Here is a 12,638-nt window from a genome sequence, read left to right as displayed (position 1 = left end):
ACCGTAGCGCCGGTTTCGTTGCGGGTACCGGGGTGGGGGCCGGTAGCGTCCGCGGGCCATGAGGACGCAGGCGATGAGGATTGCGGTGTTCGGGGCCGGGGGCCGGGCCGGGAGGCGGGTCACTGCCGAGGCGGTGCGGCGCGGGCATGAGGTCGTGGCCGTCGTGCGGGACGTGGTCGCGCACGGCGGGCTCGCGTCCGACGTGGCCGCCCTCCGTGCCGCGGAGCTGGACGCGGCGGGCGCGGTGATCGCCGGCGGTGGGCACGTGACCGTCGATGGCCGGGGCGAGGTCGCGCGCGATGGGTGCGTGTCCGACGTGGCGGGTGACCGCGGCGGGAGTGCGCTTGCCCGCGGTGCGCGACCGTCGGGGGTGGCGGCCGCCGCCGGTGGGGGCGCGGGCGCGTGGAGCGGCTCCGTCAGCGTCCACCGGGGGGACGTCACCGACCCTGCGTCCGTGCTGCGGCTTGTCGACGGGTGTGACGCCGTTGTCAGTGCGGTCACGCCCGCGTCCGGGCCGGAGGTGCTGGCTCGGACGCGGCTTGACGAGCGGTACTTCGTCAAGGCGGCCGACGCGCTGCTTGCCGCGGGAGCGCCGCGGATCGTTGTTGTCGGGCTGTTCGCCACCCTGTACGACGACAGCGGGAATCTTGTCATGGACGATCCGTCGGCGTTTCCGCCGCAGCTGCGGGCGTTCGCACAGGCGCACCTTGCCGGGCTTGAGCGGCTGCGGCAGGAAACCGGGCAGCGCTGGCTGGTGCTCACGCCCACCGCGCGGCTGGAGCCCGACGGGGAGCGCACGGGGCGGTACCGGCTCGGGGGAGAGCAGCTGCCCCACGACGAGAGCGACGGGCTGTCGTACGCCGACCTTGCCGTTGCCGTCCTCGACGAGATCGAGCGGCCCACGCGGTACGGGCGAGTGGTTGTCTACCGGTGAGCCAGGCGGGCCTCGGCCAGGGCGTCCGCGGCCGCGAGTGGGGTGATGCCGCGGGTTGAGGCAGTTCGCAGTACCGACGCCAACGTGTCGCCGATGGACTCCACGCGGGCGGTGGCCTCGGCCGGGGACGAACCGTGGAGTTCCACCGACGCCGCGTAGAGCACGCCGCCGGCGCTCACGACGTGGTCGGGGGCCCACACGATGCCGCGGGCGTGCAGCAGGTCCGCCGTCGACGGGGTGTCCAGCTGGTTGTTCGCCGGGCCGGCCACGAAGCGGCAGCGGAGGCGCGGGACCGTCGACGGGGTCAGGATGCCGCCCAGGGCGGCCGGGACCAGGACGTCGACGGGCGCGGCGAGGAGTTCGGCCGGGGGCAGCCACTGCGCGTCCGGAATCAGCGCGCGCCGGCGCTCGTCGACGTCCGTCACCAGCACCGTGCAGCCGGCGGCCAGCAGCCGGCGGGCCACGTCCAGGCCGACCCGGCCCAGGCCCTGCACCGCGTACGTCGAGCCGCCCAGCGTGCGCAGCGCCGCCATCACGCCGAGGGCCGTCGCCGGGGACGAGTCGCCGCTGCCGGACGGGCGGCAGCAGACGTGGCCGGTGCGCGTGCCGATGACCTCCATGTCGTCGGACGACGTCCCGACGTCCGGGCCGGTCGCGTAGCTGCCGCCGAACGACTCGATGAGGTCGCCGACGTCCTGGAGGAGGTCTTTCCTGCTGTACCGCGTGATCGGCAGCGGAACGACCGTCTTGCCGCCGCCGTTGGGGAGGCCGGCGACGGCGCATTTCAGGGTCATCGCCGACGAGAGGCGCAGCGCGTCGGTCAGGGCCTCCTGCCACGAGCCGTAGCGGGCCAGGCGGCATCCCCCGAGCGCCGGGCCGAGGGCGGTGGAGTGCACGGCGATGATGACCGGCAGGCCGGTCCGGGCGCCGCGGCGGATGACGACGTGTTCGTGTTCCATCCCAAAACGCTAGCCAGAAGTACACCTGGAAAAGCTCATTGACGAACGAAGTTCGGAAGAACGGCTAGTATTCCGTCCGTGGACGAACTTGATTCGGCGATCGTGGCGGAACTGCAGCGCGACGCGCGGCAGACCAACCGTGACCTGGCGGCGGCGGTGGGGATCGCCCCGTCGACGTGCCTGGAGCGCGTGCGGGCGCTGCGCGAGCGGGGCGTCATCCTGGGGTACCACGCGGAGATCAGCCTCGGCGCGCTCAACCGGAACGTGCAGGCGTTCCTCCACGTCCAGATCCGGCCGCTGAGCCGGCAGGTCATCGAGGGGTTCAAGGCCTACGTGACGACGCTGCCGGAGGTGCTGTCCGTGTTCGTGGTCGCGGGCGGCGACGACTTCCTCGTGCACGTGGCGGTGCCGAGCGTGGACGCGCTCCACGCGCTCCTGATGGACAAGTTCAGCAAGCGGCGGGAGATCGTCGGGTTCCGCAGTTCGGTCATCTACCAGCACGCCCGCAACCCGGTGGTGACCCCGCTCGACCCGTGACCGAACCCGGATCGACCCGCAGCGCCGCCCACGCACTATGGTGGGCGATCGTGAGCATGCCGCCGCTGATCCGCCTGGAGATTGACGGACGTGAGCCGAAGATCGAGGAGTTGTACCACCCGCTCCTCGTCAACTACGGCCACCTGACCGCCCTCCAGGTGCGCGCCGGCCGGGTGCAGGCCCTGCAGCTGCACCTGGAGCGCCTGGTGGCGGCCACGCGGGAGCTGTTCGACGCCGACCTCGACCCGGCGCTGGTCCGCAGCCACCTCCGCCACGCCGTCCGCGACGTGCCGGACGCATCCATCCGGATCAACGTCTACCAGCCGGCCGGCGAGCTGATGATCGTCGTCGCGGTGCGTCCGCCGGCCTCGCCGCCATCGGCGCCGATCAGTCTGCGGTCGGTGCCGTACGTCCGTCCGGTCGCGCACCTCAAGCACCTGGGCAGCTTCGGCCAGCTGTACTTCGGCCGCCTCGCCGAACGCGAGGGCTTCGACGACGCCCTGCTCACCGGGCCGGGCGGAGCGATCGCCGAATCCGCCATCCACAACATTGGATTCTTCGACGGTACCGCTGTGATCTGGCCGTCGGCGCCGCACCTCGCCGGCATCCAGATGCTCGCGCTGAACCCCGGCCTGGTCGCCGCCGGCCTGCCGGTGCGCTCCGCGCCGGTGCACCTCGCCGACCTCGGCGGCTACCGCGCGGCGTTCCTCACCAACTCGATCGGCGTGGTCGCCGTCCGCCGCATCGACGACGTCGAGCTCCCCGGCGACCCGGACTTCCACCGCCTGGTCGTCGCGGCCGCCGCGGCTGTGCCCTGGGACGCGATCTGAGCCCGGGCGAGCTGCTGCTGGGCGGCCGCTACCGGTTGGAGGACCTGCTCGGGACGGGCGGGACCTCCGTCGTGTGGCGGGCCCGCGACGAGGTGCTGGGCCGGGCGGTGGCGGTCAAGGTGCTCGCCGGCTCCGCCGACCGGGAGCGGATCCGCGACGAGGCCCGCAACGCCGCCGCGCTCTCGCACCCCAACCTCGCCCAGGTCTTCGACTACGGCGAGTCCGACGGCACGCCGTACGTCGTCATGGAGCTCATCGACGGCGAGACGCTCGAGCGGCGGCTCGCCGCCGGACCGGTCCCGCCGGACGAGGCGTTCCGCCTGTGCGCCGAGGTCGCCGCCGGCCTGGCCGCCGCCCACGTCGCCGGCCTCGTGCACCGGGACGTGAAACCGGCCAACATCATGGTCACCACCACCGGCGCCAAGCTGGTCGACTTCGGCATCGCCGCGCCCGCCGGTGCCGGGGAGGAGCGGGTGCTCGGCACGCCCGCGTACGTGGCGCCCGAGCGGATCATGGGCGGCGCCGTCACCCCGGCCTCCGACGTGTACGCCCTCGGCGTCGTGCTCTACAAGCTGCTCGCCGGCGTCCTGCCGTGGCCCGGCGAGACGACCACCGGGGTCGTCCGCGACCACGTGCACACCCCGCCGTCGCCGCTGCCCGACCAACCCGGCGTGCCGAAACCGATCGCCGCGCTGTGCATGAGCTGCCTGGCGAAGGACCCCGCCAACCGTCCACCGGCCCGGTTCGTCGCCGACACCCTCGCCCGCGCCGCGGCCCGCGCGGTGCTCGGCGAGCCGGTGGCCCGCACACCCCGCTGGCGTCTCGCGCTCGCGGCGGCTGCGGTGGGTGTGATGGCGGGCGCGTGGCTGTACTCCGGTGCCAGCCCGCTCCGCGAGCCGTCCGGGCCGTCCGGGCCAGCGGGGGGCGCCGCGTCCGGGGCCCCGCCCGCCGCCACGTCCTCATCCTCGTCGACATCCTCGTCCGCCGGGCCGGTGACCGTCGCCGCAACCACGTCGAACGGGCCGCAGCAGGGTGGGGGTGCCCCGCCGACCTCGTCCGCGGCTCCCTCGGCCTCCCCGGCCCCGTCGCTGTCCGCGGCGGCGCCCGTCACCTTCACCTCGGACGGCGGGACGGCCGCCGCCCGGTGCGCGGACGGGCGCGCCGAGCTGACCGCCTGGGAGGCGGCCCGCTCGTACAAGGTCGAGACCGTCACGCCGGGCCCGGCCGCCACCGCCACGGTCACCTTCCGGCACGGCAACGACCTCGTCGACATCGCCGTGACCTGTGCCGGCGGCACGCCCCGGTCCGAGGTCACGACGCGGAAGCGGTGACCTCCTCCCGCTTCGCCCCCGACGTGGCGCGCAGGCTGGTGACCGTCACGACCGCGAGCGTCACGATGATGACCGCCAGCGACAGCGGCGTCGGCACGTCCGGCACCCACGACCACACCGTGTGCGCCCAGTGCAGGATCAGCTTCAGGCCGATGAACCCCAGGATGATCGCCAGGCCGTGGTTGAGGTGGCGCAGCCGGGACAGCGCGTTGCGCAGCACGAAGTACAGCGCCCGCAGGCCGAGCAGCGCGAACGCGTTCGTCGTGAACACCAGGTAGGGGTCGTCGGTCACGCCGTACACCGCCGGCACCGAGTCGACCGCGAACACGATGTCGGTCAGGAACACCGCCGCCACGACCAGGGCCATCGGCGTCAGCGCCCGGCGGCCGGCCTCCTTCACCGTGAGCCGGGCGCCGTGGTACTCGTCGGTGACCGGCATGAGCCGGCGCAGCAGCCGCACCCCGCGCATCTTGTCGATGTCGACCTGGTGGTCGGTGCCGCGCAGCGCGTCGCGCATCACCTTCACCGCCGTCACCACGAGGATCGCGCCGAACAGCAGGAACGCCCACGTCCCCGCCGACAGCATCGCGGCCCCGGCGGCGATGAAGATCGCCCGCAGCACGAGCGCGCCGGCGATGCCGTACAGCAGGACCCGCTGGGCCAGCGCCGGCGGCACCGCGAACGCCGCCAGCAGCAGCATGAAGACGAACAGGTTGTCGACCGACAGCGACTTCTCCACCACGTAGCCGGTGAAGAACTCGACGCCGCGCGTGCCGCCGTGCGCCATCCAGACGTAGACGCCGAACGCGGCGGGCAGCGCGAGGTAGAACACGGTCCAGGCGACCGCCTCGCGCATCGGGACGTCGTGCGGCCGCCGGGTGATGACGAAGTCGAGCGCCAACAGCCCCAGCAGCACGGCGACAGTGATCAGCCACAGCTGCGGCGACGCGATGGACTCCATGAAGACGGGCTCCCTCGAACGTGCCAAACCGTTCGAGGTCTCTCTCACCCGCTCTGCGAGCGGGCGACCGCCCGGGAGCCGCATTGGCGACTCGTACTGACCGGGACGGCCTGGCGAGATACTCCCCCCACGGGTCACTGTACGGGCACTTCCTGGGCGTTGCCTGGGAACGCCCGCACAGCTCTCCGGGAAACTTTCGGCACAATGAGTGCAATGATCGATTGACATCGCTTCGGGGCCGGGCGTTCCATGAACGGTGGAGGTGGAGCCCATGCGCAGCGTTGCGCGCCCCACCGGGAGGGCGGCGGCCGCTATCGCCGTCCTGCTCGGTCTTCTCGTCGCGCCGGCGTCCCCGGCGCGCGCCGATCCACCGGTCTGTGACCTGCCGGTCGCGAGCACCACGCAGCCCGGCTACCTGGTCGCCGACCCCGACTGTGAGCTCAACGGCACCCCGTTCGCCCCGATCGCCGGTTCCGCGACCTGGGCGGGCATTCTCGACGGCGCCGCCTACCGCATCGAGAAGCCCGCGAACTGGAACGGCGAGCTCGTCCTCTACGCCCACGGCTTCCGCGGCCAGGGCACCACGGTGTACGTCGACAACCCCTCCCTGCGCTCCCACTACCTGAGCCGCGGGTTCGCCTGGGCGGCGTCGAGCTACCAGACCAACGGCTACGACGTCGGCCAGGGCGTCCGCGACAGCCACGCCCTCATCGACCTGTTCCGCCAGCGCACCGGCACCCGGGCGAAGTCGGTGTACATGACCGGCGCGTCCATGGGCGGCCACGTCACCGCCGTGGCGATCGAGGAGTACCCGAAGGCGTTCGTCGGCGCGATGCCCGTGTGTGGGGTGCTGGGCGACGCCGAGCTGTTCGACTACTTCCTCGACGCCAACGTGACCGCCGCCGCCCTGACGAACACCAGGATCACGTTCCCGGCGGCGCCGGTCGATCCCGGCTTCCAGGAGGTCTACCGCCAGCAGGTCCTCGCCGAGCTGCCCGCCCTCGCCCCCGGCACCGCCGCCCGCCAGCTGTGGGGCGACGTCGTCGAGCAGCGCAGCGGCGGCGTGCGCCCGGGCTTCGACGCGGCCTTCACCTACTGGAACGCGCTGCCGTCGATCCCGCCGCTCAACACCGTGCCGTTCCTCTTCGGCCTGTACCCCGGCCTCTCCGGCGGCACCGCCGGCATCGCCGAGGGCAACGTCACGTCCAACCGCCTCACCCTTTACCAGGCCGACGACAACCCGTGGCTCAGCCGGGACGAGCTGCGGCTCAACCGGTCCGTGCTGCGCGTCGACCGCACCGACCGCCCGAGCCGCGACCTGTCCGGCGTCCCCCGCATCGACGGCCGCCCGCCGGTGCCGGTCCTGTCGCTGCACACGATCGGCGACCTCTTCGTGCCGATCTCGATGGAGCAGGAGTACGCCCGGCGCGCCGCCCTCAACGGCCGCTCCCGCCTCTTCGTCTCCCGGGCCGTCCGGGCCCTCGGCCACTGCGAGTTCACCGTCGACGAGATGTCCCGCACGTTCGACGACCTGGTGACCTGGGTCCGCGCGGGCAAGCGCCCGGCGGGCGACGCGATCCTCGACCGGCGCACCGTCGCCGACCCGAGGTTCGGCTGCACGTACACCTCGGTCGACCGCCCGAGCTTCGGCGCCCCCTGCGCCCGCTAGTTCGACGCACCGCCGTCCCGGCTCGTCCGGGACGGCGGTCCGCGGTCCGGGCAGGTGCCCTTCGACGATCTCCGTGGCGAATACTGGTCGGCATGTCAGCCGTCCGCCGAGCCGAATCATCAGACCTTTCCTCCCTGCTCCCGTTGACCCGGGAGTTCTGCGAAACCGACCAGCACGACTACGACGAGCCGCGCGTCGTCCGGGCCCTCTCCCCGCTGCTCCACGACGACACGCACGGCCAGGTCTGGGTCGTCACGTCGCCGTCCGGTCCGTCGGCGCTGTCGGGCTATGCGGTCGTCACCTGGGGCTGGAGCCTGGAGTCGGGGGGCCGCGAGGCGCTGCTGGACGAGATCTACGTCCGCGACCGCGGCAGTGGCGTCGGCGCGGCCCTGCTCCGTCACGCGATGGGCGCGGCGGCCACGGCCGGTGCCTCGACGATGTTCCTGGAGACCGAGGCGCACAACTCGCGGGTCCGCCGGTTCTACGGCCGGCTCGGCTTCGCCGAAGAGTCGTCAGTCTGGATGAGCGGCGCACTGTCCCTCCCGGAGGCGTAGCCCACTGGACCGTGCCGGGATGTCCACTGTGGACCTCGGTGGCGCGGAACAGCGCACATCCGATCGTGCCGGTGAGCAGCACGGTCGCCACGACGAGCGCCGCGCCGGGCCGGCGTGCGAGGCCGCCGAGCGTGATGCCACCGGCGGTGACCGCGGCGGACGTGCCGAGCGCGACGATTGTCATGACGCCGGGACGGTCGGTGAGCAGGGCGGCGGAGACGAACACCAGGGCCGCCGCGAGGACGGCCAGGACGACGGCGATCGCGGGGAGCAGGACGCGTTTCATGGCATTCACCCTCGCGCGGGCGGGCCGTTCTCCGCATCGCTCACGCCAGCCATCTTCGATCCCTCGCGTCGGGGATGCGGGATCCCCCCGTGGCGTGACGCGCTGCGACCCCGGTCACGAAACCGCCCTAGGTGGGGAAGTTCGGGGAAGACCCGGGGTCGGCGTTCTTGCCGCGGTCGGGGATGATCGAAGCATGGTGCGGTTTGTGCTCAACGTGTTGTGGGTGATCTTCGGGGGCGGGCTGATCCTCTTCCTGGAGTACGCGCTCGCCGCCGTCATCTGCTTCGTTCTCGTCGTCACGATCCCCTTCGGTGTGGCCAGCTGGCGCCTCGCGGTCTACGCGCTGTGGCCGTTCGGGCGGACCGTGCGGGCGAAACCGGGGGCCGGCGTGGCGACCGGGCTCGCGAACGTTCTCTGGGTCGTGCTGGCCGGTTGGTGGCTCGCGCTTTCGCACATCGCGGCCGGGATCACGCTGTGCCTGACGGTGATCGGGATCCCGTTCGGCATCGCGCACTTCAAGCTGGTGCCGGTGGCGTTCTGGCCGCTGGGGCGCGAGGTGGTGGAGCTGTGAGGATTCACAGACCGTACAGTGCCACGTGCTAGTGTCGTAGCGTGTTCAAGAAGATGCTGGCCGCGTTCGGCGTCGGCAGTCCGAGCGTCGACACCGTGCTCACCACCACCGCCGTCCAGCCGGGCGGCTTCATCGAAGGCAATGTCAACATCACCGGCGGCGACAGCGAGTTCATGATCGAGCAGGTCCTGCTGTCGCTCGCGACCCGCGTCGAGGTCGAAGGTGGTGACTACGAGGGGCACAGCGGCATCGAGCTCGGCCACGTGGTCGCCGCGCAGCAATTCCGCGTCGGGCCGGGCGAGCGGCAGTCGATCCCGTTCCGGATGGCGGTGCCGTGGGAGGCGCCGATCACCGAGGTCTACGGGCAGCATCTGCGCGGCATGGTCATGGGCGTGCGCACCGAGCTGGTCATCGCCAAGGGCCGCGACAAGGGCGACCTCGACCCGGTCGCGATCACCCCGCTGCCCGTGCAGCAGGGCATCCTCGACGGGTTCGCCGCCAACGGCTTCCGCTTCAAGCACGCCGACGTCGAGCGTGGCTACCTGCACGGGGTGCAGCAGAGCCTGCCGATCTTCCAGGAGATCGAGTTCTGGCCGCCGCCGCAGCACGGCGGGAAGATCAACGAGGTTGAGCTGACGTTCGTCGCCAGTCCGTACGGGGTCGAGGTCGTGCTGGAGTTCGACAAGCGCGGGGGCATGTTCAGCTCGGGCCACGACGCGTACAGCCGCTTCAGCATCCGCCACGACCAGGCCGCCGGCACCGACTGGGCCGCGGTCGTCGACAGCTGGGTCGGCGAGGCGACCTCGCGCTACTACAGCCACCTCCCGTCCGGCTACGGCCACGGTGGGTATGGTCACGGCCACCACGGCGGCCACGGTCACCGCGGCCCGGGCATGGGCACCGTCGTGGCGGCCGGCGCCGCCGGCATCGTGGGCGGCATCGTCGCCGGCGAGGTCTTCGAGGAGGTCTTCGAGGACGACGGCGGCGACTTCGACTTCTGAGCGAGCCGACGAGGCGAGCCGCACCACTAGGCGAGCCGCACCACGCGGCGAGCCGCACGACGAGCGCCGCGCGAGGCCCGGTCAGGGGCACATCGCGCGGCGCTCGCCGCGTGCAGGCGCCATCAGCGGGGCGGCGCCATCCACGGGGTGAGGCGGGTGAGGACGTCGTGGAGGATCTTCGGGGTGGTTGCGAAGTTCAGGCGGACGAACGACGCCGTGTCGACGTCGGTGCCCGCCGAGAACTCGGCGCCCTCGCTCAGCTTCACCAGCGCCGTACGCTCCAGCGCGGCCGCCGGGTGCGGACTCCGCAGCCAGGCCAGGTAGGTGGCCTCCGGGGGAGTGAACGGTACGCCCACCGTGGCCGCCCACGACGTCACCGTGGCGCGGTTGGTGGCCAGGGTCGATCGCATCCCGTCGAGCCAGGCCGATGACTCCTGCCACGCCGCCAGGGTGGCGACCCGGCTCAGGATGCTCGGGGTGCCGAACACGTCGAGCGGGGCGGCGTCCAGCGAGGCGCGCAACGCGGGCGGAGCGACATGGGCGACCGCGAGCCGCAGGCCGGCGATGTTGAAGGCCTTCGTCGCCGAGGTGGCCGTGACGGTACGGGCCGGGGCCAGCGTCGCGAACGGCACGTGTCGGTGCGGCGCGTACGTCAGGTCGGCGTGGATCTCGTCGCTCAGCACCACGAGATCGTGCCGGTCGGCCGCGGCGGCGAGTGCGTCCAGCTCGGCGGCGTCGAACACGCGGCCGGTCGGGTTGTGCGGGTTGACCAGGACCAGCAGCCGGCACCCGGCGAGCCGCGACGCAAGCCCGTCGGTGTCGAACGTCCAGCGCTGTCCATTGTGGACCATCGGGATGGGGACGATGCGGCGGCCCGCGCGGGCGATGCTCGCCAGGAACGGCGGGTACGCGGGCACGTGGATCGCCACCCCGTCGCCGGGCGCCGTCGTGTGCTCGACCACGACCTGCAGGATCTGGAGCAGGTCGGTGAACACCCGCGACCGGCCCGGGTCCGGCTCCCAGCCGTGTTGACTGCCCGTCCAGGCCGAGAACTCCCGTAGTACCGGATCAGCACCGGTCCAGAACGGATAGCCGAAGTCCTCGCGCTGCACCGTCTCGAGGAGCCGCCGCTTGATCGGCGGGGCGATGCCGAGATCCATGTCCGCCACCCAGGCGCCGAGCGTGCCGGCGGGCAGCGAGCCCCACTTGACGCCGTGGCCCTCGCCGAGCGGGCGCGCCGGGTGCTCGGCGAGGAGGGCGTCGCGCAGCACCTCCATCTGCCCGTGATGCTGGCACAGCTCCTCGTAGACGTGCTGCAGCACCGCCCCCTGCGTGTCGATGCCGTCCGGGCCGAGGAACCGCGGGTCCGGCGTGCCCCGCGGCGGGTCGCCCGGCGTGGCGCCGCGCGCGTCGGCGGCGAGATGGGCGCGGACCTCCGCGACCCGCGCGAGCAGCCCCGCGACCGGGCCGCGGCTGGTGAACTCGCGGTCGCGGTCGCGTTCGATCGGCCGGCCGGCGACGAGGCTCCCGGCCCAGTACTCGACGACGCCCAGGCAGTGGGTCAGCAGCCCGTACGGCGTGTTCGCCCCGGGTAGCGCCGGCCGCCGGTTGGCGAGGTCGTCGCCGAGCTCGCCGACGATGCGCGTCATGCCGTCGAACGCGCGGTCGGTGTACAGCAGGTACTCGTCGACAGTGATCATGGGAACCTCTCGTCACCGGTTCATGTGGTGACGCAACCTTGCGCCCGACCCGCGTCACCTGTCAAGGTGGTGACGTGACCTTCGTGTTCGTCAGCGGCGACCTCGCGCTCGACTTCGCCGGCACGCTGAAGTGGCGCCGCAGCCGCCCGGAGGAACTGCTGGCCACGCCCGCCGACGCCGCCCGCTGGTCGGTCGAGTCGGGCCTGCTCACCGCCCCGCCGCCGCTGGACGAGACCGAGTTCACGCGCCTGATCCGACTGCGGGAGGTGGTGTACCGCCTGGTGCTCGCGTCCCTGGCCGGGGCGCCCTGGCCGGACGCGGACCTGGCGCTGCTGAACGAGGCGGCGACCGCCCGCCCCCCACGGATCGCGCTGACGCCGGCGGGCGCGCTGCGCACCGGCAACGCGGCCGCCGTCGGCGCCGCCGTCGCGATGGCCGCCGCGGACCTGCTGGCGACCCTGGACCGGACCCGCGTCCGCGAGTGCGCCGGCGAGGAGTGCACGCGCCTCTTCGTCGACCGCTCCCGCGCCGGCACCCGCGCCTGGTGCGGCATGGAGGAGTGCGGCAACCGCGTCAAGGCCGCGTCGTACCGCGCCCGCCGCGCCACGGCCCGCTGACCCCGCCGCCGAGACGCGTCGCGACGCCCGTGCGCGGCGCGCTAGGCGGTGACCTCGACGAGGAGGCGGCGGTAGGTGTCGTGGTAGCCGATCGTGCGGTTCGCGGCCAGCATGCCGGGATTGTCGACGTTGACCGTGGTCGTCGCGGACGTCGCGGCGGGGAAGTCGGTCCGTAATCGGAGGGTCTGGGCGGCCTTGACCCAGGTGGCGAGGCCGCGGCGGCGGTGGTCGGGCAGCACCGCCGTGTCGTGCTGCTCGGCCTCGGTGGCGCCGGCCAGCGTGACCGTGGCGGCCACCACCCGGCCGTCATGCGTGGCGGCCGTCACCAGCAGGCGCAGGCCGCCGGCCGTCATCTCCCGTTCCCAGGCCCGCAGGGCGTCGAGGTCCCAGTCGCGGGGCGGCAACTGCAGCTCGGCGCCGGGTGCGTCGAGGACGTGGGTCATGACCCGCGCGAACGACAGCGCGAGCTCGTCGGGGGCCCGGTCGGTCCAGTGCCGCAGGCCGTACCCGTCGACCGGGCGCACCGCCTGGCACCGCTCCGCGACGTCGGGCCGGTCGAGGCGCTGCTCCTGGACCTGGAGCCGGAGCAGGACCCGGTAGCCGGGCAGCGTCTCCGCGAACGGCTCCACGGGCGGCCCCGCCGGGATCGCGCCGCGCAGGCGCGCGTGGCCCCGGGCCCGGGCGGCCC

The 12,638-nt window shown here is 73.0% G+C and carries 13 protein-coding genes; 9 read left to right on the top strand and 4 right to left on the bottom strand.

All coding sequences use genetic code 11. The annotated features are described in order from the left end of the window. The first annotated feature begins 73 nt into the window (after nucleotides 1-73). Nucleotides 74-934, top strand: a complete 861-nt coding sequence (locus ABZS66_RS44220; protein WP_354768745.1) for an NAD(P)H-binding protein — start codon at nucleotides 74-76, stop codon at nucleotides 932-934. Here the strand turns inward: ABZS66_RS44220 and ABZS66_RS44215 are convergent. Continuing rightward, nucleotides 925-1,893 (bottom strand): Glu/Leu/Phe/Val dehydrogenase dimerization domain-containing protein, encoded by a 969-nt coding sequence (locus tag ABZS66_RS44215; RefSeq protein ID WP_354768743.1) that lies wholly within the window; start codon nucleotides 1,891-1,893, stop codon nucleotides 925-927. The two genes, ABZS66_RS44220 and ABZS66_RS44215, sit on opposite strands and share 10 nt — an antisense overlap. A 78-nt stretch (nucleotides 1,894-1,971) precedes the next feature. Between ABZS66_RS44215 and ABZS66_RS44210 the strand changes: the two genes are divergently transcribed. Genes ABZS66_RS44210 through ABZS66_RS44200 form a run of 3 tightly spaced genes read left to right on the top strand, consistent with a single transcriptional unit; the run spans nucleotide 1,972 to nucleotide 4,591 of the window. Next, nucleotides 1,972-2,430, top strand: a complete 459-nt coding sequence (locus tag ABZS66_RS44210; RefSeq protein WP_354768741.1) for an Lrp/AsnC family transcriptional regulator — start codon at nucleotides 1,972-1,974, stop codon at nucleotides 2,428-2,430. 56 nt (nucleotides 2,431-2,486) lie between these two features. After that, nucleotides 2,487-3,260 carry an aminotransferase class IV gene (locus tag ABZS66_RS44205; RefSeq protein WP_354768772.1) on the top strand — a complete coding sequence of 258 codons (774 nt, stop codon included), beginning with the start codon at nucleotides 2,487-2,489 and terminating at the stop codon, nucleotides 3,258-3,260. 35 nt (nucleotides 3,261-3,295) lie between these two features. After that, nucleotides 3,296-4,591 (top strand): serine/threonine-protein kinase, encoded by a 1,296-nt coding sequence (locus ABZS66_RS44200; RefSeq protein ID WP_354768739.1) that lies wholly within the window; start codon nucleotides 3,296-3,298, stop codon nucleotides 4,589-4,591. Here the strand turns inward: ABZS66_RS44200 and ABZS66_RS44195 are convergent. After that, entirely contained in the window at nucleotides 4,572-5,552 is a 981-nt protein-coding gene (locus ABZS66_RS44195; protein WP_354768737.1) for a TerC/Alx family metal homeostasis membrane protein, read from the bottom strand. The genes ABZS66_RS44200 and ABZS66_RS44195 overlap by 20 nt on opposite strands. 271 nt (nucleotides 5,553-5,823) lie before the next feature. On the opposite strand from ABZS66_RS44195, the gene ABZS66_RS44190 reads away from it, so the two are divergent. The 4 genes from ABZS66_RS44190 to ABZS66_RS44175 all read left to right on the top strand — a co-directional run bounded on the left by ABZS66_RS44190 (nucleotide 5,824) and on the right by ABZS66_RS44175 (nucleotide 9,633). Beyond that, complete coding sequence (locus ABZS66_RS44190; protein ID WP_354768735.1) at nucleotides 5,824-7,221, top strand: prolyl oligopeptidase family serine peptidase; 1,398 nt, start codon at nucleotides 5,824-5,826, stop codon at nucleotides 7,219-7,221. A 143-nt stretch (nucleotides 7,222-7,364) separates the two neighbouring features. Further along, the gene (locus tag ABZS66_RS44185) at nucleotides 7,365-7,775 is read left to right on the top strand and encodes a GNAT family N-acetyltransferase (RefSeq protein ID WP_354768734.1); all 411 of its coding nucleotides are present in this window, start codon (nucleotides 7,365-7,367) and stop codon (nucleotides 7,773-7,775) included. A gap of 479 nt (nucleotides 7,776-8,254) precedes the next feature. Beyond that, nucleotides 8,255-8,632 (top strand): YccF domain-containing protein, encoded by a 378-nt coding sequence (locus ABZS66_RS44180; protein WP_354768732.1) that lies wholly within the window; start codon nucleotides 8,255-8,257, stop codon nucleotides 8,630-8,632. Nucleotides 8,633-8,673: 41 nt separating this feature from the next. After that, on the top strand, nucleotides 8,674-9,633 hold the full coding sequence (locus ABZS66_RS44175; protein ID WP_354768730.1) for a sporulation protein: 960 nt from the start codon (nucleotides 8,674-8,676) through the stop codon (nucleotides 9,631-9,633). Between the two features lie 122 nt (nucleotides 9,634-9,755). Here ABZS66_RS44175 and ABZS66_RS44170 read toward each other — a convergent pair whose 3' ends face one another. Beyond that, the gene (locus tag ABZS66_RS44170; protein ID WP_354768728.1) at nucleotides 9,756-11,333 is read right to left on the bottom strand and encodes an aminotransferase class I/II-fold pyridoxal phosphate-dependent enzyme; all 1,578 of its coding nucleotides are present in this window, start codon (nucleotides 11,331-11,333) and stop codon (nucleotides 9,756-9,758) included. 74 nt (nucleotides 11,334-11,407) lie between these two features. On the opposite strand from ABZS66_RS44170, the gene ABZS66_RS44165 reads away from it, so the two are divergent. Further along, nucleotides 11,408-11,950 carry a CGNR zinc finger domain-containing protein gene (locus ABZS66_RS44165; protein WP_354768726.1) on the top strand — a complete coding sequence of 181 codons (543 nt, stop codon included), beginning with the start codon at nucleotides 11,408-11,410 and terminating at the stop codon, nucleotides 11,948-11,950. A 41-nt stretch (nucleotides 11,951-11,991) separates the two neighbouring features. On the opposite strand, the gene ABZS66_RS44160 is transcribed toward ABZS66_RS44165, so the two are convergent. Next, a partial coding sequence (locus tag ABZS66_RS44160) for a hypothetical protein (RefSeq protein ID WP_354768725.1) occupies nucleotides 11,992-12,638 on the bottom strand: 647 nt, incomplete at its 5' end.

It is taken from the genome of Dactylosporangium sp. NPDC005572, assembly GCF_040605515.1.
Classification (GTDB): Bacteria; Actinomycetota; Actinomycetes; order Mycobacteriales; family Micromonosporaceae; genus Dactylosporangium.
The sequence above is the reverse complement of the archived record's forward strand: the minus strand, read 5'-3'. Positions and strand labels throughout refer to the sequence as shown.

Bases quoted from the DNA above. Each gene is read 5' to 3' on its own strand.
- ABZS66_RS44220 (WP_354768745.1), top strand. From the start codon at position 74: ATGAGGATTGCGGTGTTCGGGGCCGGGGGCCGGGCCGGGAGGCGGGTC.
- ABZS66_RS44215 (WP_354768743.1), bottom strand. From the start codon at position 1,893: ATGGAACACGAACACGTCGTCATCCGCCGCGGCGCCCGGACCGGCCTG.
- ABZS66_RS44205 (WP_354768772.1), top strand. From the start codon at position 2,487: ATGCCGCCGCTGATCCGCCTGGAGATTGACGGACGTGAGCCGAAGATC.
- ABZS66_RS44195 (WP_354768737.1), bottom strand. From the start codon at position 5,552: ATGGAGTCCATCGCGTCGCCGCAGCTGTGGCTGATCACTGTCGCCGTG.
- ABZS66_RS44190 (WP_354768735.1), top strand. From the start codon at position 5,824: ATGCGCAGCGTTGCGCGCCCCACCGGGAGGGCGGCGGCCGCTATCGCC.
- ABZS66_RS44180 (WP_354768732.1), top strand. From the start codon at position 8,255: ATGGTGCGGTTTGTGCTCAACGTGTTGTGGGTGATCTTCGGGGGCGGG.
- ABZS66_RS44170 (WP_354768728.1), bottom strand. From the start codon at position 11,333: ATGATCACTGTCGACGAGTACCTGCTGTACACCGACCGCGCGTTCGAC.